The 25,447-nt window shown below is 41.9% G+C and carries 21 protein-coding genes and 2 tRNA genes; 16 read left to right on the plus strand and 7 right to left on the minus strand.

Annotated features, from left to right (window positions below):
• Positions 1 to 15: 15 nt before the first annotated feature.
• The gene (locus BY457_RS10260) at positions 16 to 2,268 is read left to right on the plus strand and encodes a GH92 family glycosyl hydrolase (protein WP_181256452.1); all 2,253 of its coding nucleotides are present in this window, start codon (positions 16 to 18) and stop codon (positions 2,266 to 2,268) included.
• Between the two features lie 277 nt (positions 2,269 to 2,545).
• Complete coding sequence (locus tag BY457_RS10265) at positions 2,546 to 3,526, plus strand: SGNH/GDSL hydrolase family protein (protein WP_258176689.1); 981 nt, start codon at positions 2,546 to 2,548, stop codon at positions 3,524 to 3,526.
• A gap of 86 nt (positions 3,527 to 3,612) precedes the next feature.
• On the opposite strand, the gene BY457_RS10270 is transcribed toward BY457_RS10265, so the two are convergent.
• On the minus strand, positions 3,613 to 4,830 hold the full coding sequence (locus BY457_RS10270; RefSeq protein ID WP_106153238.1) for an ROK family protein: 1,218 nt from the start codon (positions 4,828 to 4,830) through the stop codon (positions 3,613 to 3,615).
• A 293-nt stretch (positions 4,831 to 5,123) separates the two neighbouring features.
• Between BY457_RS10270 and BY457_RS10275 the strand changes: the two genes are divergently transcribed.
• The 4 genes from BY457_RS10275 to BY457_RS10290 all read left to right on the plus strand — a co-directional run bounded on the left by BY457_RS10275 (position 5,124) and on the right by BY457_RS10290 (position 10,010).
• A complete protein-coding gene (locus tag BY457_RS10275; RefSeq protein ID WP_106153239.1) occupies positions 5,124 to 6,341 on the plus strand; it encodes a hypothetical protein in 1,218 nt (405 codons plus the stop codon).
• A gap of 128 nt (positions 6,342 to 6,469) precedes the next feature.
• Positions 6,470 to 8,776: a TonB-dependent receptor gene (locus tag BY457_RS10280; RefSeq protein WP_258176690.1), complete on the plus strand. Its 2,307-nt coding sequence runs from the start codon at positions 6,470 to 6,472 to the stop codon at positions 8,774 to 8,776.
• A 3-nt stretch (positions 8,777 to 8,779) separates the two neighbouring features.
• Positions 8,780 to 9,658, plus strand: a complete 879-nt coding sequence (locus BY457_RS10285) for a DUF4249 family protein (RefSeq protein WP_106153240.1) — start codon at positions 8,780 to 8,782, stop codon at positions 9,656 to 9,658.
• Between the two features lie 82 nt (positions 9,659 to 9,740).
• A complete protein-coding gene (locus tag BY457_RS10290; RefSeq protein WP_106153241.1) occupies positions 9,741 to 10,010 on the plus strand; it encodes a hypothetical protein in 270 nt (89 codons plus the stop codon).
• Positions 10,011 to 10,031: 21 nt separating this feature from the next.
• On the opposite strand, the gene BY457_RS10295 is transcribed toward BY457_RS10290, so the two are convergent.
• The 3 genes from BY457_RS10295 to BY457_RS10305 are packed head-to-tail and all read right to left on the minus strand — an operon-like array spanning position 10,032 to position 12,458.
• A complete protein-coding gene (locus BY457_RS10295) occupies positions 10,032 to 10,529 on the minus strand; it encodes a flavodoxin (RefSeq protein ID WP_106153242.1) in 498 nt (165 codons plus the stop codon).
• 50 nt (positions 10,530 to 10,579) lie between these two features.
• Complete coding sequence (locus BY457_RS10300; RefSeq protein WP_106153243.1) at positions 10,580 to 11,245, minus strand: O-methyltransferase; 666 nt, start codon at positions 11,243 to 11,245, stop codon at positions 10,580 to 10,582.
• Entirely contained in the window at positions 11,232 to 12,458 is a 1,227-nt protein-coding gene (locus BY457_RS10305; RefSeq protein WP_106153264.1) for a M16 family metallopeptidase, read from the minus strand. The genes BY457_RS10300 and BY457_RS10305 overlap by 14 nt, the downstream gene beginning before the upstream one ends.
• A gap of 220 nt (positions 12,459 to 12,678) precedes the next feature.
• On the opposite strand from BY457_RS10305, the gene BY457_RS10310 reads away from it, so the two are divergent.
• Positions 12,679 to 12,751 (plus strand) — tRNA-Phe (locus BY457_RS10310).
• A 148-nt stretch (positions 12,752 to 12,899) separates the two neighbouring features.
• Positions 12,900 to 12,972, plus strand: a tRNA-Phe gene (locus BY457_RS10315).
• Between the two features lie 71 nt (positions 12,973 to 13,043).
• Here the strand turns inward: BY457_RS10315 and BY457_RS10320 are convergent.
• A complete protein-coding gene (locus BY457_RS10320; protein ID WP_106153244.1) occupies positions 13,044 to 13,502 on the minus strand; it encodes a hypothetical protein in 459 nt (152 codons plus the stop codon).
• A gap of 249 nt (positions 13,503 to 13,751) precedes the next feature.
• Between BY457_RS10320 and BY457_RS10325 the strand changes: the two genes are divergently transcribed.
• From BY457_RS10325 to BY457_RS10340, 4 genes are all read left to right on the plus strand, one after another.
• Positions 13,752 to 15,674, plus strand: coding sequence for a tetratricopeptide repeat protein (locus tag BY457_RS10325; RefSeq protein WP_106153245.1), 1,923 nt, complete (start codon positions 13,752 to 13,754; stop codon positions 15,672 to 15,674).
• Between the two features lie 44 nt (positions 15,675 to 15,718).
• The gene (locus BY457_RS10330; RefSeq protein ID WP_106153246.1) at positions 15,719 to 16,180 is read left to right on the plus strand and encodes a hypothetical protein; all 462 of its coding nucleotides are present in this window, start codon (positions 15,719 to 15,721) and stop codon (positions 16,178 to 16,180) included.
• Positions 16,181 to 16,302: 122 nt separating this feature from the next.
• Positions 16,303 to 16,884, plus strand: a complete 582-nt coding sequence (locus tag BY457_RS10335) for a thioredoxin family protein (RefSeq protein WP_106153247.1) — start codon at positions 16,303 to 16,305, stop codon at positions 16,882 to 16,884.
• Between the two features lie 7 nt (positions 16,885 to 16,891).
• Positions 16,892 to 17,572 carry a fatty acid desaturase gene (locus BY457_RS10340; protein ID WP_258176691.1) on the plus strand — a complete coding sequence of 227 codons (681 nt, stop codon included), beginning with the start codon at positions 16,892 to 16,894 and terminating at the stop codon, positions 17,570 to 17,572.
• Between the two features lie 34 nt (positions 17,573 to 17,606).
• Here the strand turns inward: BY457_RS10340 and BY457_RS10345 are convergent, their stop codons facing one another.
• Entirely contained in the window at positions 17,607 to 19,202 is a 1,596-nt protein-coding gene (locus tag BY457_RS10345) for a glycoside hydrolase family 28 protein (RefSeq protein ID WP_106153248.1), read from the minus strand.
• A gap of 365 nt (positions 19,203 to 19,567) precedes the next feature.
• Here BY457_RS10345 and gpmI point away from each other — a divergent pair, with 365 nt between their 5' ends.
• From gpmI to BY457_RS10360, 3 genes are all read left to right on the plus strand, one after another.
• Positions 19,568 to 21,094 carry a 2,3-bisphosphoglycerate-independent phosphoglycerate mutase gene (gpmI, locus tag BY457_RS10350; protein WP_106153249.1) on the plus strand — a complete coding sequence of 509 codons (1,527 nt, stop codon included), beginning with the start codon at positions 19,568 to 19,570 and terminating at the stop codon, positions 21,092 to 21,094.
• 152 nt (positions 21,095 to 21,246) lie between these two features.
• On the plus strand, positions 21,247 to 22,287 hold the full coding sequence (locus tag BY457_RS10355; protein WP_106153250.1) for a GMP reductase: 1,041 nt from the start codon (positions 21,247 to 21,249) through the stop codon (positions 22,285 to 22,287).
• A gap of 326 nt (positions 22,288 to 22,613) precedes the next feature.
• A complete protein-coding gene (locus BY457_RS10360; RefSeq protein WP_106153251.1) occupies positions 22,614 to 23,213 on the plus strand; it encodes a DUF3109 family protein in 600 nt (199 codons plus the stop codon).
• Between the two features lie 72 nt (positions 23,214 to 23,285).
• Here BY457_RS10360 and BY457_RS10365 read toward each other — a convergent pair whose 3' ends face one another.
• Positions 23,286 to 24,215, minus strand: a complete 930-nt coding sequence (locus BY457_RS10365) for a GDSL-type esterase/lipase family protein (RefSeq protein WP_106153252.1) — start codon at positions 24,213 to 24,215, stop codon at positions 23,286 to 23,288.
• 282 nt (positions 24,216 to 24,497) lie between these two features.
• Between BY457_RS10365 and BY457_RS10370 the strand changes: the two genes are divergently transcribed.
• Entirely contained in the window at positions 24,498 to 25,208 is a 711-nt protein-coding gene (locus BY457_RS10370; protein ID WP_106153253.1) for a YebC/PmpR family DNA-binding transcriptional regulator, read from the plus strand.
• The last annotated feature ends 239 nt before the right edge of the window (positions 25,209 to 25,447 follow it).

Consider the following 25,447-nt stretch of genomic DNA (forward strand, 5'->3'; position numbering starts at 1 on the left):
TTTAAAAGAAAAAATATGAAGATTTTCCGTTTTTCACTGATTGGATTGATAACTATCGGAATACTGATGGGATGCTCAACCGGGCAGAATGCTTCCGAGAAAGAAAAAGATTTAACCGGGTATGTTGATCCGTTTATCGGTACGGGTTTTCATGGGCATACCTATCCCGGGGCTGTGTTACCTTTTGGAAGGGTGCAGTTAAGTCCTGATACTCGTCTCAATGGTTGGGATGCTTGCAGCGGGTACCATTACTCGGATAGTACCATTTATGGATTCAGTCACACACACCTAAGTGGTACCGGTATTGGCGATATGGGCGATGTCCTTTTTCTGCCCTATACCGGAGAAGTGGATGAAGCTCCCCTGGCTACTTTTTCTCATAGCGAAGAGCAGGCATCCCCTGGTTATTATCAGGTGACACTTAAACCATGGGATGTGAAATGTGAATTGAGTGCCACTTTGCGAACCGGCTGGCATAGATATACCTATCCGCAAGGTAGTAAACCCGGTTTGATGATTGACCTGGCCCATATTCTTCAGGAAACCTGGGGCAATAGTGTGGTTGAGGCTTCCCTGAAGGTGATTGACGATCGTACCATTGAGGGATACCGGATGACCAAAGGTTGGGCTGCTAAAGAACCGGTTTGGTTTCGTGCAGAATTTAATGAGCCGTTTTCAGTAGAAAAAATAATTAAAGATGGGGAAAGTCTGGATGGGGCAAGCAGTGCTAAAGGAACCAACTTAAAAATATTTTTATCCTTTGAAAAACTGGAGGCGCCTTTGACAGCCAAAGTTGGAATATCTGCTGTGGATGCAGCAGGTCCTGGCATCAACCTGAAGGAAGTCCAGGCTCTTCAGTCCTTTGATGAAGTGGTTGCAGAAGCCCGGAAAAACTGGAATGAAACTTTAGAAGCCATCGAGATAAAAAGTGACGATGAAGATGTGCTGACCAATTTTTATACTTCTCTTTATCATTCGCATCTGGCACCAATGGTTTTTAGTGATGCCGACGGTCGTTACAGAGGAATGGATCACGAAATTTACAAGACCAACGGAAAGGGGGAAGCTTACACTGTTTTTTCCCTGTGGGATACCTTCAGGGCCTGGTATCCGTTGATGACCATTATCGAACCTTCACTGTCTTCTCAATGGGTTTACTCTTTATATGAGGGAGGTCAGCAGGGAGGGTTGTTGCCCAAGTGGCCGCTTGTTGCCAATTACACCGGTACGATGGTTGGTTATCCGGCCCTTTCGCTAATGGCAGATGCTTCAACAAAAGGACTTATTGATTCGATACCCGATAAGCTGATTGCTGCAGCAGAGAAGTCTGCAACCTGGCAACCCGAATGGCATGAGCAGGCCAAAGGAACGCGTGCCGAAATGGTCATGCCTTTGCACATCAGATACAAAGAATCCAACGGATTTGTCCCGGTTGATAAGGTCCAGGGCTCTGTGTCGTGGGGCCTTGAAATGGCTTATTACGACTGGTGTCTGGCCACCATGATGGAAAATGAGGGGCACGCTGATGCTGCAGAGAAATGGTATGCCAAAGGGCAATATTATAAACATTATTTCGATCCTTCAACCGGCTTTATGCGCGGGAAAAATCTGGACGGTGATTGGTATGCTGATTTTAATCCCAATTATTCCAGCCATATGAAAAGTGAGTATGTTGAAGGTAATGCCTGGCAATGGTCTCCTTTTGTGCCTCACGATATTAAAGGTTTCCGTGAACTTCTGGGTGGCGAAAAAGCCATGGGAGAATGGCTCGATAATTTATTTACTACAATCAGCAAAGTGGAAGGGGAAAATGCCAGTGCCGATATAACGGGCCTCATTGGTCAGTATGCACACGGAAATGAACCCAGCCATCATGTCGCTTATATGTATCAGTACACCGACAGGCCCTGGCGTACTCAGGAAATTGTGGATACCGTGCTCTATAATTTCTACAAACCGGAGCCGGCAGGCATCATTGGTAATGAAGATTGTGGACAAATGTCTGCCTGGTACATTATGAGCGCTCTTGGGTTTTACCAGATTAATCCGGGAGAACCTGTTTACACTCTGGGACGTCCCATCGTTGATGAGGCCCGCATTCGCTTGCATGAAGGGTGGTTCGATATTCGGGCGCATAACAATTCTCCTCAGAATAAATATGTTAAGGAGGTTAAACTAAATGGAGAAACGCTTCAAACCAACCAGTTTGAGCATAGTGATATTCAAAAGGGTGGAAAATTGGAATTTTTTATGACTGATAAACCTTGATTTTCCTAAATCCAAGAAAGATGAATTGTGATTTTGATGAGAAAAAGTAGTAAGAGATTCAGAAAGAACAGAGTCGGGATAATTTTCACCGACTCTGTTGGGTTTAATTTCAACATGTATCTTAACCGCAATGGCCTAAGATTTATCATCAACAATTTACTAAACGATGAAGATAAAAAGTGTTTTTTTGGTTGTGTTTTTTGTATCTACGTGTATAACCCTTTTTTCCCAGAAGAGCTATCATTTTTTTCCTGCCAGCCATGAGTGCTTCAATTATATGGGTCGCGTTGATTTTTCAGATAAACAGATTTCCCGTTACGATTGGCCGGGTGTAACAGTTCGTTTTCAGTTTACCGGCAACGAGTTGAAGCTTCATTTTAAAGGTGGGGAGCGAAACTATTTTGATTTGTTTGTAGATGGTGAACTGTTCGAAATTTTGCATGCCAAAGAAGATACAATAGCTGTGATAAAAGGGATAATTGGTAATGGACCCCACGAGGCAAGGTTTTTTAAACGTACCGAGGGGGAGATGGGGGAGACTCATTTTTACGGGATTGAATTGTCCCATAAAGGGAGGTTGCTACCATGGGAAAAGGAGGTTGATCGTCGCATTGAGTTTGTTGGAAACTCAATTACCTGTGGCTATGGTGCGGAATCAGAAAGCAGGGATGATGATTTCGATCCGCGCACCGAGAATGTAGGTCGGTCATATGCCACAATAATTGCAGAAGCACTGAAAGCAGATTATCATGTGGTGGCCCATTCAGGTCTTGGTGTAGTTCGAAACTATGGTGATTCTCAAAAAGTTTCTACCAACCTGGCTACCATGCCTCAACGCTTTGGTCGTGCTTTGGATATGGATGATTCTGTTGAATGGGATTTTTCGAAATGGCAGGCTCATGCGGTAATTATTAATCTTGGCACCAATGATTTTTCAACTGAACCTCATCCCGACAGGGTGGTTTTTCAAAGGACTTATGAGAAGCTGATCAAACAGGTACGATTAGCTTATGGAGCTGTTCCGGTGTTTTGCGTGGTTGGCCCATTGACAGATGAACCCTGTTATACTTATGTGAAAGAAGTTGTTGAAAACTACGGTCTGCTATGCGCTGATGAAAATGTCTATTTCATCGGAATTCCGCCAGCCTTACTTGATCCTGATACGGACTTTGGTGCTGATGCACATCCCTCTTTTAGCGGTCAACAAAAGATGGCCAATCATGTAATTCCGATTGTTTCAACTGTGTTGGGATGGTAATAGGTTGCACTTAGTTGGAGTTTTGTATGGCGGGCTTTTTGACTGCCAAATCTGCAGGACTTAGTGCCATTCGCGTTTTTTTGTTATTAAATCAAATCATGCTGCTTAAATACCATAGCAGATGCACCAATGTATCCTGTTTCACTTCCCAGTTGAGAAGTCTTTATGGTTAAATATCTAAGAGGAATGGTTAATGCGGTTTTGTTCATTCCGGTTTTAATAGAATCAGTAAACATATATCCGGCTTGAGCAAACTTCCCTCCTACAATTATCAATTCCGGGTTTAAAAGGTTGACGATATTACCCAAGGCCATTCCCAGTTTTTCACCCATTTCCTGCAGTAAATTGATACTTAACGCATCCCCTTCGTTGGTGGCATTGATAATGTCGTCATAGCGGATATCGTCCAGTATTTTATTGCTGCTGGCCAGGGATATGTCACCTTTTTTAATGTCACTTTTGAAATTTTCTTCCAGTGCATACCCTGAAACTTCCATTCCAAGGCATCCTCTTTTGCCACAAATGCACAATTTCTCCGAATTGCTCATTTGCATATGGCCAAATTCTCCGGCAAACCCCATGCCTCCGGTAATAATTTTTTTGTGAGCAATGATGGTCATCCCAAGACCTCGACTGACATTTAAAACCAAGGCATTTTTGGCTTCTTTGGCCTGGCCCAATACTTGTTCGGCAAGTCCCATTACATGGGTGTCGTTGTCAATAAAAATCTGTTTTTGGAGCCGCTTGGTCAAATGTTGGGCAAGTGGTTCTTCCCGGAAATTAAAGAAATTGTAGGATTCTCCTGTCAATGTGTTAACCCTGCCGGTGAGACCAATACCAATACCAAGAATATGTTCTTTTCCAATTTGACATTCCTCTAATGTTTCCTGGATAAATGAGATGACTGTTTCCAAGCATTCAGGTGTGTTTTCGAGTCTGAAATTTATGTCCTGCTTTTCCAGAATAACTTTTTGGTCCAGTCTGACGACTGCAATGCTTATTCTTTTAAAAAGAATCTCAACACCGATAGCATGAAATTTGTCTATGTTGAGCGTGTAAAGTGTTGGTCGTCTTCCGTTTTCAGTTTCTTTTTTGCCTTCTTCCAGTACCAACAGATCTGTAATTAATTCATTTATTAATTTAATGGTTGTGGGGGTGCTTATCCGAACTTGTTTCTGTAATTCCGGAATTGTTAATGGCACATCGGATTTGGACAATGCACGGATGATTTTTCTTTTTTGTTTTGCTTGTCTGCTTTTATTGCTAACTTCCTCTGATTCATATAAAACATTATTGAGCCACATGGTGAAGAATTATTATATTTTTAATCTTAATAAAAGATCTTTGATAAGCGTAAAAGTTATATTTTATGTAAATGTAGTAAAATATTAATGAATAAATAAAAAAAATTCAAAACTGCAGGGGTGTATTTAAAATGAGAACTAATGTGAAGAATGCAATTAATTGAAGAAATTCGTAGCTTATCTTGTTTTTTCGCTGCATAAATTGATTGTGAAATAAGAGATTTGTTTGAAAAACGATTAAATTTGGTGTGTAGAAATTTTTTCAAATTCTGTATTTTTAAACTTTAACTTCTATGAAAATCAAAAGTTTTCTATTTGCCTTGGCACTGTTGGGTGTCATATCCGGCTGTAAGGATGATGACGAGGGAGACAAAATGAGTAGCCTTTCCCCTGAAACACACAAGGAGAACTTGGAACAGAGCGGATTGAACGTTGTTGACCAGCTTGAAAATATGAGTAATCTGGATGCAGTAAAGGTGATGTTGGACTTCAATGATCTGCTTGAGTCAACAGACTACACCGGAGGTGTTTCCGGCGTGATAAAACCAGTGTTGGCGTTGAGCGAAGGACAATCAGTTGCTTTTAATCTTAAGAACTCAACCATTGACGAGTCCAGCCTGAGCATGTTGTTTGAAGACGAAGCAGGTATTTATACCTATAATGCCGAATTCAATGTATGGGATAAAACTTCCAGTGAAGATGAGATAACTTATCATTTCCCCACCCTTGATAGTGAGGTGAATAATGCTACAATTTCTGTTGCCAACTTTAATTTTATTACCACTGATAATGCGGATGTCGTGGAGGTAAGTGAAGAACTTCCAACTTCCTTTGACGTTGAATTGGTTGTAGATGAGGTGTCATTGATTACTTTTAGTTTCAATGCTGCTTACGATGCCGATGGTATTCCAACATCAGTATCTGAAAGCTGGACCGTGGAAGAATATAACTTTACGACCTCTGTAGCACGTTCTTCCTCAACCGTGTCAGTTGATCAATCATTTACTTTTAATGGTGACAATATTCTATCGTCTCATTTTTCCAGTGAAGGGAGCTTTTCCTATGAAAATATGAAGGAAGATGGAGAGAATGGTGATTTGTACAGCCAGGATGTCATAAAATCCTCCAATGTGTGGTTTGCCATCGACAACCTGAAATTGGAAGGAAATGTCAATTGGAAAGGTCTGATGGATGATATGAGCTCGGTTGAAGGTGTTGAAAATGAGCAGCAGGCGTTCGAAAAAGAAGCTGAGATTTTAAATAAGAATATGAGCCTGAAACTGAAATATAATGACAGTAATGAGGTGATAGCCTTGGGAGAAGCTTATGTTAAAACAGAAACAGATTACTACGGTACAGAGAGCTTATCTTTGGATTTCCGGATGAAATTTTCTGATGGTTCGTATATGGATGACTCCTATTTTGGGGAGGATGATTTTATTGATCTGATTGAGAGTTTTGAAGATATGATTGAGGATGCTGAGGAGAATTACGGTGTGACTGTTGAGTAATCAGTACGAAATAAAATTGATGTAATACGGGAAGAGGAGACTGCAACCATGTGGTCTCCTTTCTTATATCTGGTTATCTGATAAATATAAAATTGAACCGTTACTTAATCATATTGATAGCTCTCTTTATGTTTGTTATGTCAGGCTGGACGTCTGTGGGAGCTCAAAATAGATGTCTTTCCGGGCGTGTGGTTGATCGCGATTCAGGTGAGTCGGTAAGGGATGCCCATGTGTGGGAAAACACTTTATCCGTTGGTTCAGTTACAGATTCTTCGGGATATTTCAAAATTTGTTTACCTGATGATCTTGAGCAGGCCCTGTTGACCGTTAGTCATGCCTCTTTTGAAACCCAACGAATTGTTGTTGAAGACTTTTCAAAGGAGACTTTTGTTATCGTATTGGAGCGAAAGGATCTTCTGCAATCGGAGGTTCAGATAGTGAGAAGAAGAAAGGCCGTAATCAATGATATTTTACCCGGACAGCATCTGATTACCGGTTCAGATATTTCACGAATGCCCTCTTTCCTGGGGGAAGCTGATGTTGTAAGGACGCTTCAGCAGTCCCCCGGAGTTCAGTCGGTTAGCGAAGGTATCGGCGGTGTTTATGTGCGGGGAGGGGGGCCGGGTCAAAACGGAATTTTTTTGGATGGCATGGAGTTGATGAATCCTGTTCATTTAATGGGGTTGTTTTCTGTTTTTAATCCGATCACTACAAACAAGGTAGAGCTTTTTAAGGGCCATAACCCGTCTTTTCTCAGGGGAGGGTTGTCCTCCTCCATATTGGTTTCCTCTGTTGATCCCATTCAGGATGAAAATTTTGTGAGTGGTTCTGTGGGAAATATTGCTACCAATCTGGCTTTTGCTCAGAGAAGTAAAAATGGCAGGTTTGGCGTTACAGTTGGCTTCAGAAGAAGCTACCTGGAGCTTTACAGAGGCGTTTCCGGACTTTTTGTGGATGAGGAGAAAAACTATTTTGAACGGAGTTTTTATCGGTTTTATGATTTCAATGGCAGAATATCTTATCATCCGGCCGATCGGACCTCTTTTTATTTAAGTTGGTATCTGGGAAAGGATGATTTTATGATTGATGATGAGGAGATTGGATATGATGCAGGGACCAATTATGGCAATAAGGCTTTTGCCCTGGAGTGGAGGCAACGTACAGGGACGAATTCTATTTTGTCAGCCAAAGCTTCCTGGACCGGTACCTGGTCGGATTTTGACGGAGAGATTATCGACAATGATTTGTTGTTTCAAAGCAGTTATGACAAATATTCAGTGGGAGTAATGATGACCAGTGAGCAATCAGGGCATCTGATTCGTGCGGGAATGGATGCATCCTGGCATCAGACTGTACCTCAGGATATGGAGATGGAGCTAATGAATGACATCAGGACTGCCGACGACGAATTTAGAAGTGCTGATGTTAGCGGGTTTGTTGAAGACACCTGGGATGTTTCTCCAATGCTAAGTGTAAGTGCAGGGTTTCGGGGGATATGGTATTTTAATCTTGGCCCATATCAATACGAGGGTTTAAATAAATTGGAGGTGGCTCCTTCCAATGAGATTGTGGACAGGGAGTTTTATGGAATACCTTCTGTGTCTGTGTTGTTGCGGTTTCCGGCACGAGATGAAGTGCGTTTTGCCTGGACAAGAAATGTTCAGTTGATGCATTTGGCAACACTAAGTACCATGCCCCTGCCAAACGATATCTGGATGATGTCCTCTCCTAAGTTGGCTCCCCAAACAGGTCATTTGTGGTCAGTCGAATATTCGCTTCGGTCCGGTGACTATGAATTCTCCTCAGGAGCATTTGGCAGACTGTTGGAAAATCAGCTGGTTTTTAATGTGAATACTGAAGAGGAGGAGATGAACTTTGAGGACCATTTTTTTCATGGTAAAGGCCGGTCTTACGGGGTTGAATTGTCTGCCCGCAAAACCAAAGGAAGATTTCAGGGTAGTCTGAACTACACTTTATCCCGGTCAGAGCGTTCATTCCCCGATATCTTTTCCGGAGAATGGTTTCCCGATAAGTTTGACCGTACCCATGATTTATCTCTTTCAACATCCTTTAGGGTGAATGATAGATGGACCTTCAACACCAGTTGGATATACGCTACGGGCAATAACATGACACTTCCTGCAGGCCGGATGTGGATGATGGGGTCTGTAATGAACGATTACGCCGGATATAATAATTTTAGATTGCCTGCTTATCACCGCCTCGACATGTCGGCAAGCATGAAACTGGATAGTGACATTTTTCGTGAATCGGTGCTTGATTTTTCCATCATTAATGTTTACAATCGGGCCAATCCTTATTTTGTTTTTTACAGAGTTTATCAGGGAGACAGTAATTATGATATTGATATCAGGGCTGCGCAGGTTTCATTATTTCCGGTAATGCCTTCTGTGAGTTGGAAGTTTAAATTTTAAGAGATGAGGTTTGTTGTTTTTATCGGAGTTCTTTTATTGATTGCTGGCTGTACAAAAGAGGTGGATCTGGTGCAACCTTCTTATGAACCGAAGATTGTGGTGGATGGCTACATCGAAACCGGAAAAGCTGCCAACGTTTTCCTGACCATGAGTTCTCCTTATCTGACACATTACGACTCTGCATCCATTAGGAATACTTTTCTCAATCATGCTAAAATTACCATCTCTACTTCCGATGGAGAAGAGGAGGTGTTGACATTGTATCGGGAAAATCGGTTCTTCCCTCCGTTTGTCTATAAAAGTGTTGCCTTGCGCGGTCGGGTGGGAGTGGAGTATTTTTTAGAGGTTGAAGTCAGAGGTCAGATATTGAGGTCGGTAACAACAATTCCTGCAGCTCCTGTGGTTTTAAATGCCTTTTTTGAGCAGGTTTCTGATACCACTGCAAATCTTGAGATGGAGATTGAACCTAGGCAGGATGAGGATACCTATTTGTTTACCCGAGTGAAGAGTCGTCTTGCCGGAGAGTCCTTTCATCCGTCTTACAATCCGGTTGATGTGGTTAAATCATCTGACCTGAGCCCGTGGAGATCCCAGATCATGAGGTCTTCAGAGTTCGGGTTGTATTACCTGAATGCTGAGGAATATTTCTACAATGATTATGACCGGTACGTGTATGATCTGCGTGATACGGTAGATGTAATTGCCGGGGCTGTGGATTCTGTCTCGTACCGGGTTTTAAGTAGTTTGTTTAGGGATCGGATCAATCAGGAAAACCCATTCTCTTTTAATGGCAACAGAATCGAGACAAACATTGAAGGTGGTATTGGCAGATGGACAGGGATTGGAATCAGTGGTGTGATATACGTTTCTTCAGAGAACTGATCTGCAAATACCAACTTGAGTTTCTGTGTAAATACCTTATTTTTATTTATTTTTGTGGCTCCGAAAAGAAAAAAATGTTGATATGGCCAAAAAAGCCAAAGATTCTGAAAATACATATTTTAAGCGCGAAGAAGCCTTCAGGCGAAAACATAAAGCTACTATTCTGCTTAACGACAAGGAGCTTGAGGCTATTGAGGTTTACTGCAAAAGGTATAAAGTCAAAAATAAAGCCCGCTTTATTCGGGAGTCGGTAATGCGTGTGGTTATGGACCAGTTTATGGATGATTACCCCACGCTGTTTGAGAAGAAAGATCTGGATCGTCTCCGCGTAGAGGACCGCGGAAACGATTAACTGTCCGGTTTATAGATGTGTTTACAATGCGTCTTTCAGATCCTCACTCCAGATGGCAATCCGCCCATCTGTTAAATCAGGTTCATTGTCTTCATCCAGTGGTAGCCCCACAAACATTTCGTCCCGATAGGCTTTTGATTCACTGAAATCGTAATCATCGCCGGGCCATTGTCCTACAAACCTCGGGTTCTTTTCTTCTAAAAGTTCATAGAGTTTTCCCATTCCATCACAAAAAGTATCAGGGTAAGTTTGTTGATCGCCCAGACCGAACAGGGCAATTGTTTTTTGTGATAAATCGAGGGTAAGGAACTTTTCCACAAATGTTTCAAAATCGTCCTGTATTTGTCCCACTCCCCAGGTGGAAGTCCCCATGATAAAAAAATCATAACTTTTTAATTCTTCCACATTCGCTGTTTCGGCGGGAATGAGATCAGCGTCAGGGAATACTGCATGTACTTTTTCGGCAACAAAACGGGTGTTGCCCACTGATGATCCGTATATGATGGCTGTTTTTGGCATGATTTTGATTTTTGGTTTTGTAGATTCAAACACCAAACCTGCCGAAAGGTTCAGGGGTTTACACGAATCATCATCAGACCGTCGCGAACGGGGAGAATGACTTGTTCCACCCTGGGGTCTTCTTTTACCATAGTGTTGAATTGAAGAATCCCCCTGGTGTATTCATCTGTCGGATCGATGGCTTCCACCACTTTCCCGTTCCACAGAATATTGTCTGCCAGAATAAATCCACCGGCATTCATCCTGGTCATAATGGCTTCATAATATTTCGGGTACTCTCTTTTGTCACCATCCATGAAAACAAGGTCATACTTTTTTTCAATGGTTTTGATTACTTGTAAGGCATCTCCAATGTGAAGGGTGATTTTATCTTCCAGTTTTGCTTTTTGAACCCAGGATCTGATAAAACTTTCCAGCTCATCGTCGCGCTCAATGGTGTCAATGTGCCCGTTTTGTCCCAGTCCCCTTGCCATGCAAATGGCCGAATATCCTGTGAAAGTGCCGATTTCCAGGACCGTTTGTGGCTGGATCATCTGACAGAGCATGGTGAGAAGCTGCCCCTGTACCGGCCCTGAAACCATTCGGGGGCGTAGAAGCTTCAGGTGCGTTTGCCGACGCAGGTTATAGAGCAAATCATCTTCCGGGGAAGTATGGTTTTCAATGTAGTTGTCCAGATCGGCACTAATGTTTCCGGTGTGGGTTTTATGATTGCTCATAGATGAGGTATGATAGTTGTTGCTCGTCAAATATTTCATTTGCAATATCAAGCAAGTCAATTGCTGTGAGGCTGTCTATTTTGTTATAGATGTCTGCCAATGAATCTACTTTATTGTAAAGAAGAAAACTTTTGCCAATGTTCAGCATCAGGTTTTCCTTGTTTTCTGACGAAATGGTAATTTGACCTTTGAGCTGGCGCCGTGCTTTGTGCAGCTGCATCTGCCCCAGCTTGTTTTTTCTCAAACGGGCCAGTTCTTTTCGGGCAATTCTGAGGCTTCGGTCAATGTTCTGGCTGTCGGTGCCAAAATAGATGCTGAACACTCCTGTGCCATAGTAGGGAGAATAGATGGACTCGATGTTGTAGGCTATTCCGTTTTTTTCTCGCAGGGCCATGTTCAGCCGACTGTTCATCCCGGGACCTCCCAATAAGTTGTTGAGCAATGACAAACCGAGTCTTTTGGGATTCTCAAGGTCATAAGCGATGTTTCCGATGCTGATGTGGCTCTGGAATGTGTCCAGTTCTTTTCTGAGTTCAGAAGGTTTGTATGCCGGTGGGGCAGGCCGCTTTTGCGTTCGCAGGTTGGATTGTTCGACACCAAAATACTTTTCCGCCGTTTTAAGAAACCGGGCGGGATCCATGTCTCCAACCATGCACAAAACCATCTGGTCAGTATGATAGTTGTTGGCGATGAAGTTTAAAATATCCTCCCTCGAGAATTTCTTGATAGAATCAGCTGTTCCCAGAATGTTATGTCCCATTGGACCGTCATCAAAAACCAGTTCCTCAAAGTCATCAATAATCAGTTCTGCCGGATTGTCCTTGTAGGAGTTAATCTCATCAATGATTACCTCCTTCTCTTTAGTCAGCTCTTTTTCGGGGAAAACCGAGTGAAAAGTGATGTCGTGAAGAAGTTCCACGGCGCGGTCAAAATCCCCTATCAGAAAAGAAGCATAAATAGCCGTTTCTTCTTTAGATGTGTAGGCATTGAGCTCTCCTCCAACATCATCCAGCCGGCTTAGGATATGCCAGGTTTTTCTTTTTTGAGTGCCTTTAAATATGACGTGTTCAATGAAGTGGGCCATTCCGTGTTCGTCTTCATTCTCATCCCTTGAGCCCGTGTTAATGATTAGTCCGCAATGGCCAACCGGAGAGGCCACTCTGTGGTGAACCAGTCGAATGCCATTGGGGAGTGTATGTGTAAATAAATCCATGTTCAGTTTTTGTGTGATGGATGGACGCAAAATCAACAAATGAGGCTGATTTTTGCCATTTATATGTACATCACAATTATTTTTTTCGAAAAAATTTGACCGCAAAAATAACTAAACATCAGGGAATATCATCTTAAAAAAGACAAAAGGAACAATTAATTTCCGCACAGGGGTTTTGTCAAAACAAATCTTTCTGTATATTTGCAACCGCTTTTGAGAGGGTACCATAGCTCAGTTGGTAGAGCAACGGACTGAAAATCCGTGTGTCCCTGGTTCGATTCCAGGTGGTACCACAGGTCGGTTTTTGATTGGGCTGACCTTCATAGTAAAATGGAGATGTTCAAATATTGTTTGGATTGTTTCCAAAATACAAAAAGGGTTATTGATTGATTGGGTTTTTGGTTATTTTTGTACCAATTGAAAGAAACAAAAATAGCGAAGGGTACCATAGCTCAGTCGGTAGAGCAACGGACTGAAAATCCGTGTGTCCCTGGTTCGATTCCAGGTGGTACCACAAAAAAAGCCGGCAATTTTGTCGGCTTTTTTTGCTTAATCAAGTTTGGTTTGGGTGGTGCATTATGATTTTCAGAAACTTGCATAAAAGTTGTCGAAGTCGATCATCCAATCCTCTATCTTGATGGTCTCGGTTTCATCGTTTGTGTCTCCTGTGAACGCCTGAACGTTGAACATCCATTCCTTGAGGGCCAGATTTCTCTCATAATCTGTAAAAAGTGCCTCGTTGAGCATCCAGGCTTCTAATTGTACCAACTCTTCGTTGTCGGTAAATAAAGTTTCGTTCAACATCCAGTCTTCAATGGGGAGGAATGATTCTAAGGTTTGGTCAAAGGCAGTCATCCATTCTTCTATTTCAATCATCTCTGTTTCTGCTGAGAATTCATTAATGTCCAGCATCCAGTCAGCAACTTCAATATTTTCTTCGTAGCTGCTGTTGAGTGAAACTATGAATTCCTGCGATGGATTTGAAGCATTTAAGTTTATGGTCAGTGTCAAAGCAATAAGGGAAAAAATAGCTGAAGTTTTCATATCTGGTTCCTCCTGATTTGTTTTTATTTATTTATTGGTTAGTTGTTTTTGTATAAACAAGAGGTGTGCCAATAGGTGTAAGTTGCAGAATAGTAGATTTTTATGTCGGAGGTTGTCCCGGTGTAGTTAAAGTTTCCTGTTCGCTATTGTGACAAAATGGTGTTCGTTATCGAACATGTTGGTTATTTGGATGGTATTTCAAATTTTTTTATTTTTGAAAAGCTTAAAAATCATAAACTCTAACCCAATATGAAAGTACTTCTTTTGCCTCTCGTCCTTGCTCTGTTCAGTATAAATTGCTTTTCTCAAGGTGACCAAAGTCTTGTTTACAATAATCACGGAGTGAAACAGATGAATGAACAGGATTTTTTATCAGCCATTGAATCTTTCACAATGGCGATTGAACTGGATTCCCTGAACAGCCTCTTTTTTCGGAATCGTGCATATTGTTATTTTTATGATGAGCAATATCAAAAAGCGGAATCAGATTTTCTTCATTGTTTGTCGCTGAAAGATGAGAAGCCTGAATACTATTATTACCTAGGACTTGGCCGGAGTAAAATGGATGATAATCAAAAAGCCATTGATTACTACAGCAACGCAATAGAGTTGTCGCCTCAAAAGTCTGATTATTATTCGCATCGGGGCATCGCCTACATGAAAACGGGTGACTTTGAGACTGCCATAGGGGATTTTCATGTGGCAGTAAAGCTTAATCCTCAACATGCGGGTGCATACTTTCATCGTGGACAATCATACCATATGCTTCGAAATGACAGAGCTGCTTGTGTTGACTGGGAAGTTGCAGAAGCTCTGAGTCCTGAGCTGAAGGCTGCTCAATATGAAAAAGTTTGTTCGGATAGAATCACAGGGAATTGGGTTGATGTGAAAGAGTTAACGGATCTTGAATGTTTTAAGAAGCCGGTTTTTGATAATGTGAGCTTTAAAGAATTTTACAAGTATGTTGCCACAGAGGTTGATTTTCCTGCTTCTTTGCTTAGTAGAAGCAAATCTGTTTATTCATCCTTCCTGGTGCCTGTTCTGCATGATGGGACAATTGGTGAAATTGAAGAACGATACTCCGGATCAGATTTGCTCGACAAGGCCTTTAAAAAAACGGTTCACAAAGGGGCTGATAAGTGGACTGGTGGGACAGTAAACGGAATACCAGTGGATTTTAGATTTGTCGGACCGCTTGCTTTTTTCACCTCTGTTCAGAAAAATGAAATCGAAAAGCTGAAAAAACTTATTGATGAAGCAGTTCTTAATCGTGATGATGAATCTGCATTACAATACTGCAATGAAATACTGGAGATTCATCCTTTCGATATTGATATTCTTAGAATGCGCATAGCTTTGAATTCCCGGTTGGGAAAAACATCTCTGGTTGCTGCTGATCAGAAATTGTTTGAAGAGTTGTCTTTGGAGGAATTCCGGTATCAGCCGCAGGAAATAAATAAAGTAAAGCCCCAGGTGGTTATTCTTCCCGAAGATTCTGTAACTGTTTTTTACAATGAGGACTGGCACATTACGAACCAGGAGAATGCTGTATATTTTCGGAAAGGTATATGGAATAAAGAAAAAAATTTCTTTGTTGGTTCTGTCTCAGATTATTTGATGCTTGATAGCACAATGGTTACAAGCGTTGTATATGGAGCTGGACTGAAAAAGTCGGGACCTTATGTCTCTTTTTATCCAAATGGACAGAAACGAGCCGTGGGAGAATTTGTTGACAATTTAATGCAGGGAGAATGGCGTTTTTATGCTGAAGACGGATCTCTCCGGTACGCCGTGAACTTTACTGATGATTATTTCAAATTTCGGGTATTGAATGATGAGCAGGGAAATGATATTTTGAAAGCTCAAAAGGAGAAATTTGAATTAAAGTTGAGTAAGTTTATTTCTTTAAAGGGCGCTTTTAAAAACGGAAGTCGTGATAAAACCTGGATTCTGGAAGCTGGGGGAGATAAAATCATTCAGGAAAAGTTTTCTGAAGGGGATTTTGTTCAAGGGTTTTATTATAAGAATGGTGAAAGGATTTCCCTACCCTCAAGTGGGTTGAAGTCTGTTGTTTTTACACCTACAAATATTGCAGTAACAGAGCGACTTATGTTTGATGACAGAGGGGCATCTAAGGATTATCCCTTTATTAATATCCAGGTGGTAAAATGAATCTACCGTTTTAATTTTCTTATCTTTGAAGAAATTCAAAGAAAATGTCAAAAGATTTTAAGGTGGAATTCTACGGGCACCGTAGGTTGGGCGGGTTTCGTAAGCGCCTCTATATTGTATTCGGAGTAATATTGATTTCAGTGGGGTTGTTCGGGTTGTTTAACCAGGACCCGTCTTCCGGGCTTTTTTTGCTGTCGCTGGCACTGTTGGCTGGAGGTACAGGGAATCTCATCTTTGCCTTGTTTGACCGTCGCCTGCTAAAAGAGAGAAATTATATAAGGGTGTCCACTGAAAGAGTAAAATATAAAAACTCACGACAAAAACCGAAAACCATCCGTTTAAAACATCTCTCCGATGTAATTATTGATGGACAGAAAGCAGAGTTTGTAAAGACTGATCAATCTGTTGGCATATACGATTTTACCGGTTTTCCCATAAGTGTGGGAAGTGAAATTATCTCCGTCCTGAAGTCTCTTCGTAATCATACGGTAATGGGTGAGAAATAACGTTTCCCGGCCTGTTTGGAATTAAAAATTCTCAGTTGTTTGCCTGCTTGTTAAACCGAATGCTTTGTTGGTTGTTTCTTTTGAAACGAACGACGTTTTAAAAGTATTTAAAATCTTTTATTATGGCATTTACACTGGAGACAGGGAGTTTGGCACCGGAATTCAGACTCCCGGCCACCGATGGAAAAGAATACTCTTTACAAGATTTTTCTGATGCAGCCTGGTTGGTTGTCTTTTTTACCTGTAATCATTGTCCTTATGTCCTGGGGTCGGACGAAATCACCCGGGAGACTGCTGAGAAGTATGAAAGCCAAGGGGTACGTTTTGTTGGAATCAACTCTAATAGTGAAAATACCTATCCGGAGGACGATTTTGAACATATGGTAAAGCGTATGGAAGAAAAACGTTTTCCATGGATATATCTTCGTGATGAAAATCAGGATGTTGCCAGGGATTATGGAGCATTGCGTACGCCTCATTTTTATGTTTTCGACAGAGATCGCAAGCTGGTTTATACCGGTCGTGGCGTTGATTCGCCACGTGATGCACGCAGAATTACAGAAAATACACTTGATATGGTGCTGGATGCATTAACAAAAGGGCATTCTTCCCCACTTCAGGCCACCAATCCTATTGGCTGTAATGTGAAGTGGGACGGTAAAGATGCTCACTGGATGCCTGCGGATGCATGTGATTTGGTATAATGATACTATGATGGGAGTTTTTATAGCGATATTGGTTATTCTTGCATGGGTTGGGCACCTGGCTTACAGTTTGCTGTACGTTGAGGTAAGTGCATTAAACCCCTGGCTTTATGTTCATGTTTTAATCCAAACCCATCTTTTTACGGGATTGTTTATTACCGGTCATGACGGGATGCATGGAACTATTAAACCTTCTCATGATGGCACCAACAAGGTGATTGGGACTATAGCCAGTTTTTTATATGCAGGGCTCTCTTTTAGGCGTTTAAAAAAGAATCATCAGAAACATCACAATTCCCCGGGGACTGCTTCAGATCCGGATTATTGCGAAAGATCGCAGAATTTTTTTATATGGTATTTCACTTTTATGTGGCGTTACCTTACCATTTGGCAGATCCTGATTATGGCCGCGATGTTTAATGTTCTTTCATTCTGGATATCAGAAATCAGTCTGATCATTTTGTGGATTGTTCCTGCATTTCTTTCAACTTTCCAGATGTTTTATTTTGGTGTGTATGCGCCCCATAAGCTGCCTCACCAGGGAGATATGATGCCTTATCGCTCACGCACATTACAACGCAACCATTTACTGGCTTTTCTTTCCTGTTGGTTTTTTGGTTATCATTACGAACATCATCAATCGCCGGGCACTCCGTGGTGGAGACTTTATCAAAAGAAGGTTCATTAGCCTTTTTTTTAGAAGAAAGCAATGCCTCTAAACGCTACCAGGCTGCAGATGGCAAATCTTTTATTAAGATGTTTTTTTCCGCCCCTTCTTCAAAATCAACATTTTCTTCAGAGAAATCGGGTGCTATGATGGCTCCGGAATACCTGCCTTTGAGCAAAACAGGATTTCCGGCCGTCTGGTCTTTAAGTTCGAGGTTTTCCAATTTCACCTCATAAACATCATCGGCAATCATTGCCCTGGATTCAGATTCAATGCGGATGTCTTTCATAACCAGGTTTTTCACCCGTGCTAAGCGAATGCCTTCTTTTACATTAATGGCGGAAATATTCTCCATATATATGTTCTCAATCCATTTTTCAGGAAGACCGTTAAGGACAATTGCATTGGGCACTCCGTTGATTTTTACATTGCGAATGTCGATGTTTCGAACAAGCGGGGAGGGCCCAACTCCTGCTCCTGTGTAGGCCGTGTTGAAATTGATTGCTTCGTATCTGATGTTTTTCATTTGCACATCTCTGATAATGATGTTTTCTGTGACATTTCCCCGACCACGCGCTGTTTTAAAGCGGATTCCCCGATCACACTTTTCAAAAATGGCATCGTGAACATAAACATTTTTGATGCCTCCTGAGGTTTCACTGCCAAAAACTACTCCGCCACTTCCTGTTCGAACGTCATAGGCGTAATAATTGCGAATGACCACGTTCTCGGTAGGTATATTTATTTCAAGGCCCTCTTCATTAAATCCTGATTTTAAAACAATGGCATCATCACCTGTGCTTAGGTGATTGTATTCGAGGAGTGCATCGCCGGAACTGTCCAGTACAATGCCATCGCCGTTGTGTGATTCCACGCTGTGTATCGTAATGTCGCGCACGACAATGTGATTGGAATAAATAAGATGTATGTTCCACATGGGACTTTCGCGCAGGGTGATGCCTTCAATAAATATGTTCCTGGATTTCCAGAACACCACGAAACTTGGTCGCATTCCTTCTTTTCCGGCTCCTTTTCCAAAGTTTTTACGGCGCGACAGGGGTACTTTGGTTGCTTCTGCCCGGGGCTGTACAGTGCTCCAATTCAGCCAGTGTTCTCCCTGGCCTTCAAGAATTCCTTTTCCGGTAATTGCTACATTCTCAACATTATTTGCATAGATCAGAGAGGAGTAATTGTATGCTTCTACTCCTTCGTAGCGATGTTTTACCACCGGTAGATAATCTTCCTTGTTCTCACTGAAGAAGAGAGAAGCTCCCTCTTCAAAATGGAGGTTAATGTTGCTTTTCAGATGAATCGGTCCGGTAAGCCATTCTCCCTCGGGAATCAAAACTTTTCCCCCACCGGCTGCAGCTGCTGCATCAATGGCCAGATGAATGGCATCGGTGATCTTATGGTTGTTACTTCCTTTTTGAACTGCTCCAAAATCTTTGATGTCAAAAGTTTGATCAGGAAAGACCGGTCGCTCAAAAACCGGCATTTCAAATGGAGCCTCAACCGGAGCAATGTCATGCGGGACTTCACTGAATTTATTGTCCTGACCGCTAATTGTCATCCATGAGGTAATGGAGAATACCAGTGCGGCAAAAAGGATCTTCTTATTTTTTTGTCGGGGAGTATTGTTTTTTGTGGTCATATCAAAAAAGATTACAAAAATGTAAAGGTAAAATTAAAAGAAAAAAGAGATACAGGTTGTTCGAAGTAGGGGGAGGAATTATCAATGTTTTGAAATGCAGGGGTTTGTTTGTGTCAGAAATGTCCCTTTTTTAGCGATTATGTGAGATTTTCACACTCTGCACCCATTTGGTTAAAGAGTAATTTTTAAGAAAATGATTGAGGGTAAACTTTCAGGGGCAGGATGTCACAGAATTTTAACATCCTTAACATCATACGCTTTTTTTTTGAGAGCAAATTCGGTACTTTTGGCCCTCATTGTAAACTCAATGGGGAGTTGTTTGTTTCTTCATTGTACAACAGCTAATTCAATAAAATAATATAATCATGGATAAAAAAACCATACTCATTATCCTCGATGGATGGGGATACGGAAAAAAAGATAAATCGGATGTGATTCATACTGCCGGGGCTCCTTATTTTGAGAGCCTCGTGAAGAAATATCCCAACGCACAGCTTCAGGCTTCAGGAGAAAACGTTGGTTTGCCGGAAGGGCAAATGGGGAACTCAGAAGTGGGACACCTCAACATTGGTGCAGGCCGTGTGGTTTATCAGGATCTTGTGAAAATCAACCTGGCTATTAAAGACAACAGCATTGCTGAAAATCCCGAGTTGGTAAAGGCTTATAATTATGCAAAAGAGAACAATAAGCAGGTACATTTTCTCGGACTGGTTTCCAAAGGCGGGGTGCATAGTAGTCAGGAGCATCTTTACAAATTGACAGATGTGGCAAAAGACTTTGGTCTGGAGAAGGTTTTTATTCATGCTTTCATGGATGGTCGTGATACCGATCCCAAGAGTGGGAAAGGTTATATGAGTGAATTGCTCAATCATATAAAAACGTCTGCCGGCAAGGTGGCTTCTGTAATTGGCCGTTATTACGCCATGGATCGTGACAAACGATGGGAACGTATCAAAGAGGCTTATGATCTGATGGTGAATGGAACCGGAAAAGAGACCAATGACTTGCTTTCAGCGATTCAGGAGTCGTATGACAATGATGTTACCGATGAGTTTATCAAGCCCATTATCAATGTTGATGAGAATGGCAAGCCTGTTGGAACTATTCAGGAGGGTGATGTTATTGTGTTCTTTAATTTCCGGAACGATCGTGCCCGTGAAATTACTCAGGTTCTTACACAGCAGGATATGCCCGAATATGGGATGAAAACTATTCCGCTTCACTATTGCACATTGACTCCTTATGATACCACCTTTAAAGGAATGCATATCCTTTTTGATAAAGACAATGTGAAGAATACCATGGGGGAAGTGGTTGCGAAAAACGGACTGAAGCAGTTGCGTATTGCGGAAACTGAAAAATATGCTCACGTAACTTTCTTTTTCTCCGGTGGACGAGAAGAGGTATTTGAAGGAGAGGATCGTATTTTGATTAATTCACCTAAAGTGGCTACTTACGACCTTCAGCCCGAAATGAGCGCATATGAGGTCAAAGATGCCATTGTGGGAGAGTTAAATAAACAGAAATATGACTTTGTTTGTCTGAACTTTGCCAATGGTGATATGGTTGGCCATACCGGTGTATATGAGGCTATTGAAAAGGCTGTGAAGGCGGTTGATTCTTGTCTGAAAGATGTGGTGGAAGCAGCTAAAAAGAATGGTTATGAGGCTATTATTATTGCTGACCACGGAAATGCTGATAATGCGGTGAATCCCGATGGATCTCCCAATACTGCCCACTCACTCAACCCTGTTCCTTTTATCTGGGTAACCGACCGACAGGGTAAAGTGGAGGATGGTATCCTGGCCGATGTTGCGCCTTCGCTGCTAAATCTGATGGGCGTTGATAAACCTGAGGACATGACCGGTCATAGCCTGATTTCGGTAGAATAGATCACTTTACATTTTACAGGTAATGCCCGGTGACAAATGTTGCCGGATTAAATATTTCAAGGACGGTATCCCGGCGGATGCTGTCCTTTTTTTGGGAAAATACTTCAAAGCAGGAAGATGTTGTTTTTGATAATCAGCAAAAATAAAAGAGTATGAGAATAGAAAATGAGGTAAAACTGGGATTTAAGGATGTGATGTTCCGTCCGAAGAGATCTACTCTGTCGAGCAGAGCCCAGGTTGATGTGGAGCGAACTTTTAAATTTCTTCACACGGAGATAGAATGGACTGGCGTACCTGTGATGGCAGCCAATATGGACACAGTGGGTACTTTTGAGATGGCGAAAGTACTGGCAGGGAAAAAGATGTTTACAGCCATACACAAACATTACTCTGTTGAGGAGTGGAAACATTTTCTTGACGGAGCTCCTGACGGGATTGAAAACTTTATTGCTGTGAGTACAGGGACGGGCAGTCAGGATCTTGTGACTGTGGAAGAGATTATTAACAATCATCCCCGGCTGAAATTTATATGTATTGATGTGGCCAATGGTTACTCGGAACATTTTGTTGCTTTTGTGAAGGAAGCGCGGAAGAAGTTTCCTGACAAAGTGATTATGGCCGGTAATGTGGTTACCGGTGAGATGGTGGAGGAGTTGTTGCTGGCGGGAGCCGACATTGTAAAGGTGGGCATCGGTCCCGGTTCTGTATGTACAACGCGTGTCAAAACAGGGGTGGGCTATCCTCAGTTGTCAGCAATTATTGAGTGCGCTGATGCCGCTCATGGTATCGGCGGGCAGATTATCAGTGACGGGGGGTGTTCTACTCCGGGCGATGTGGCCAAAGCATTCGGGGCTGGAGCTGACTTTGTGATGCTTGGCGGAATGCTTGCTGGACACGATGAAAGTGGCGGTGAACTGGTTGAAAGAGATGGGAAGAAATTTCGGCAGTTTTACGGAATGAGCTCTTCTACCGCAATGGAGAAACATGCGGGGGGAGTTGCCGAATACAGGGCAAGTGAAGGAAAAACGGTGGAGGTTGCCTATCGTGGCCCTGTTGAGCATACAGTTCAGGATATTCTCGGTGGTCTCAGGAGTACTTGCACATACGTTGGTGCTGCCCGCCTTAAAGAGTTGACCAAGCGGACTACTTTTATTCGCGTGGCCGAACAGGAAAATCGGGTGTACAACGATTAAAAAGAGTCCGTCATAAAATCGTGGAAAATGGTAATTGGAGCTGTGTAGGTTCAGAAAGTTGCGTTTGCAAGGCTTGGTATTCCCGAAAATACGCAGTTTACTTGAGTAAATGAGGAATTTTCGGGCAAGCGTAACGCAGTAATGGTACTTTATGGACAAACACTAAAGAAATGCCACTGTAGAATGCCAGAGGTGATTTTATGTCTTGATTGATTGCATTTTAGTCCGATAATATAGGAGTGTATTGATAAATATTTAACTTTGCAGCTTCAATCTGCTTTATTTATGAAGCAGGAAAAATGAATTCATGTTTAGCTTAAAAGTAAATGGTTCAAATAGACGATAAAATTATTCATCTGGACGTTTTTAAGGAGCATTTTTTGTGCGACTTACCCAAATGTCTTGGTAGTTGTTGTGTGGAAGGAGAGTCGGGAGCTCCCCTGGAAGAGGAGGAAACAGAAATCCTGGATAAAATATATCCGAAAATTAAGCATTTGCTTTCTCCTGAAGCCGTTGATATTATTGAAAAAAACGGCACCTGGGAAACCGACGCCGATGGGGATAAGGTGACACCTATTATTCATGGCCGGGAGTGTGTTTATACTTATTTTGATGGAGAAGGGGTATGTAAGTGTGCCATTGAAAAAGCTTACGATGAAGGTCTGGTGGATTTCAAAAAGCCGGTTTCCTGTCATTTGTATCCCATCAGGGTTGATAAATATCCTAATTATGAGGCCTTGAATTATCATGTCTGGCCTGTTTGTAATCCTGCCCGTGAATTAGGGAAGCAGGTTGGTCTGCCGGTTTTTAGATTTCTTAAAGATCCTATTATCCGTAAATACGGAGAACGGTTTTATGAAGAAATGGAAGATGTTGCCAAAGAACTGGAGAAGATGGAATCGGTAAAAACAGAGCAATCCGAATAGATTCGGAGAGGTTATAATAAAGAGGTCGTTGCTGTCTCGGAAAGTGATTTTCCCCTGAGGCAACAACCTTTTTTATTGTTCTGAAACGATGAATTTTTCAGAGATGCTATCCATTTTGTTGTTTTCGAGCTTTAGAACGTAAACACCTGTTTTGAGGCCGGTGAGATTTATTTCATGATTCAGGGATGGGACAAGGTCTTTTTGGTGTAAAACCAACTTCCCGGATATTTCATAGATTTTCAGATCCATTACCTCCGGAGTGTTAAAAATCAGATAGCTGTTTGTGATGTTCACACGATACTGGATATGGTGTTCTTCCAGGGCTGTATCATCGGAAATGTTGAGTTCTTCTGCGATTTTTTCAGCCCACAGTTTATATTGCTCTCCGCTTGGGTGAAGTCCATCGCTGGCTACAAGTTCCGGCTCCGAAAGTCCCCTGCGGGAAATGGGGGTGATGTTGTGGTAGGCAACTCCGTAACGTTGTGTAATGTCTTTGTTGACTGCATTAAATTGATCAATTTCCCTGCTGATGTTAGCTGATCCGTTTCCAAATGGAGTGTATGCATAATCCGGAATGGAAACAACCATTACATTGGATTTATCATTTCCTGCAAGCTCGATGGCAGTTTGCAACAGCTCTTCAAACTCTTCGGAATAGGTAGAAATGCTTCCACCCTGATATTGATTGTTCACTCCAATTAATAAAGAGACAAGATTGTAGTCTGATTTCAGAGTTGTATTGCTAATGGCGTTTATCAGATTGTCTGTCCTCCATCCGGTTTGGGCAATAATTCTGACTTCCCCGGTTGCAATGCCCTGTGCTTGCAAAATATTGGCCAACTGAACCGGCCATCTTTTACTTTCAGGAACGCTTTGGCCAATGGTGTAGGAATCTCCCAATGCCAAAAATTTTAAAGGTTCATTTCTGTTGATATCCTGACCAAAGGAAGCCGGAGTCAGCAACAGGATCAAAAGGAGAAATATGGTTATTTTAGGTTTCATGGCTTTTAATCAGAGGGTGAACGACGTATGGATTTGTACTATATTGATATGAGACACCTTGAAAGGAACTTTTGTTTTGCGCAATGCAGCTAGTGAATTGAGGGGTTAGTGATGGTTGCTTTTTAATCGAAAACGAAGTCTTTTAAGTTCATTTTGTGACGCTGAATTAAACAGGTTCGTCCATCTGTGAAATTTATCCGCGCGAAACGACCATTTTATAAAAAACAGGCTTAAATTTGCGTCGCTAAAATTCAGTTAAATTTTTGTTTAAAAAAAGATAGAATGGGACGCGCATTTGAATACCGTAAAGCCAGAAAACTTAAGAGATGGGGTAATATGGCCAAGACTTTTACTAAGATTGGCCGGGAAATAGCCATTGCAGTTAAGAGCGGAGGTCCTGATCCGACGTCTAACCCAAGGCTGCGTGTGCTAATTCAAAATGCGAAGGCTGCCAATATGCCCAAGGACAATGTGGAGCGGGCTATAAAGAAAGCTTCCGGAAAAGATCAGGCCGATTATAAGGAGGTGGTTTATGAGGGCTATGCTCCCCATGGCATTGCAGTTTTGGTAGAGACCGCTACCGACAACCCTACACGTACGGTGGCCAATGTGCGAAGCTACTTTAACAAAGCCGGAGGTTCGCTGGGGACCTCAGGAAGTGTGGATTACATGTTTGAGCATAAGTGTGGTTTCAAAGTCAAAATGAAAGAGGGTGTTGATCTTGAAGAACTGGAACTGGAGTTGATTGATTCGGGGGTTCAGGAGATTTTTGCTGAAGATGAGTTTATCATGATTTATGGCGATTTTGAAGCATTTGGTCCCCTTCAGAAATACCTGGAAGAGAATGGATTTGAGATTGAGAATGCTGAGTTTGAACGTATTCCCCAGGAAACACGTCCATTAAGTGAAGAGCAAAGTGCCGATATCGAAAAGTTACTGGCCCGGTTTGAGGAAGATGATGATGTGACGAATGTTTTTCATAATATGGGATAGAGTTTTCTATGCATCATCATTGGTGTCCGGTTAAAAAAATGAGATTGCTTCACTGCGTTCGCAAAGACGGAGTCATTGCGAGCAGAGCGAAGCAATCTTCTATCATAATAATATTTTTGTCCGGACAATAGTGATATATTATATATGCGAATTAAGGGTTAAATTATCAATCCAATAAAAGCTGCTGCCAGTTTTCCAAACACATGAACCAGCAGTCCATTAGTAGACCTGACATTTGA

The organism is Marinilabilia salmonicolor (assembly GCF_003003035.1).
In the GTDB taxonomy this organism is placed as follows: domain Bacteria; phylum Bacteroidota; class Bacteroidia; order Bacteroidales; family Marinilabiliaceae; genus Marinilabilia; species Marinilabilia salmonicolor_A.

Coding starts and splice junctions, on each gene's coding strand:
- BY457_RS10260 (WP_181256452.1), top strand. CDS start 16: ATGAAGATTTTCCGTTTTTCACTGATTGGATTGATAACTATCGGAATA.
- BY457_RS10265 (WP_258176689.1), top strand. CDS start 2,546: ATGGGTCGCGTTGATTTTTCAGATAAACAGATTTCCCGTTACGATTGG.
- BY457_RS10270 (WP_106153238.1), bottom strand. CDS start 4,830: ATGTGGCTCAATAATGTTTTATATGAATCAGAGGAAGTTAGCAATAAA.
- BY457_RS10275 (WP_106153239.1), top strand. CDS start 5,124: ATGAAAATCAAAAGTTTTCTATTTGCCTTGGCACTGTTGGGTGTCATA.
- BY457_RS10280 (WP_258176690.1), top strand. CDS start 6,470: ATGTTTGTTATGTCAGGCTGGACGTCTGTGGGAGCTCAAAATAGATGT.
- BY457_RS10285 (WP_106153240.1), top strand. CDS start 8,780: ATGAGGTTTGTTGTTTTTATCGGAGTTCTTTTATTGATTGCTGGCTGT.
- BY457_RS10290 (WP_106153241.1), top strand. CDS start 9,741: ATGGCCAAAAAAGCCAAAGATTCTGAAAATACATATTTTAAGCGCGAA.
- BY457_RS10295 (WP_106153242.1), bottom strand. CDS start 10,529: ATGCCAAAAACAGCCATCATATACGGATCATCAGTGGGCAACACCCGT.
- BY457_RS10300 (WP_106153243.1), bottom strand. CDS start 11,245: ATGAGCAATCATAAAACCCACACCGGAAACATTAGTGCCGATCTGGAC.
- BY457_RS10305 (WP_106153264.1), bottom strand. CDS start 12,458: ATGGATTTATTTACACATACACTCCCCAATGGCATTCGACTGGTTCAC.
- BY457_RS10320 (WP_106153244.1), bottom strand. CDS start 13,502: ATGAAAACTTCAGCTATTTTTTCCCTTATTGCTTTGACACTGACCATA.
- BY457_RS10325 (WP_106153245.1), top strand. CDS start 13,752: ATGAAAGTACTTCTTTTGCCTCTCGTCCTTGCTCTGTTCAGTATAAAT.
- BY457_RS10330 (WP_106153246.1), top strand. CDS start 15,719: ATGTCAAAAGATTTTAAGGTGGAATTCTACGGGCACCGTAGGTTGGGC.
- BY457_RS10335 (WP_106153247.1), top strand. CDS start 16,303: ATGGCATTTACACTGGAGACAGGGAGTTTGGCACCGGAATTCAGACTC.
- BY457_RS10340 (WP_258176691.1), top strand. CDS start 16,892: ATGATGGGAGTTTTTATAGCGATATTGGTTATTCTTGCATGGGTTGGG.
- BY457_RS10345 (WP_106153248.1), bottom strand. CDS start 19,202: ATGACCACAAAAAACAATACTCCCCGACAAAAAAATAAGAAGATCCTT.
- gpmI (WP_106153249.1), top strand. CDS start 19,568: ATGGATAAAAAAACCATACTCATTATCCTCGATGGATGGGGATACGGA.
- BY457_RS10355 (WP_106153250.1), top strand. CDS start 21,247: ATGAGAATAGAAAATGAGGTAAAACTGGGATTTAAGGATGTGATGTTC.
- BY457_RS10360 (WP_106153251.1), top strand. CDS start 22,614: ATGGTTCAAATAGACGATAAAATTATTCATCTGGACGTTTTTAAGGAG.
- BY457_RS10365 (WP_106153252.1), bottom strand. CDS start 24,215: ATGAAACCTAAAATAACCATATTTCTCCTTTTGATCCTGTTGCTGACT.
- BY457_RS10370 (WP_106153253.1), top strand. CDS start 24,498: ATGGGACGCGCATTTGAATACCGTAAAGCCAGAAAACTTAAGAGATGG.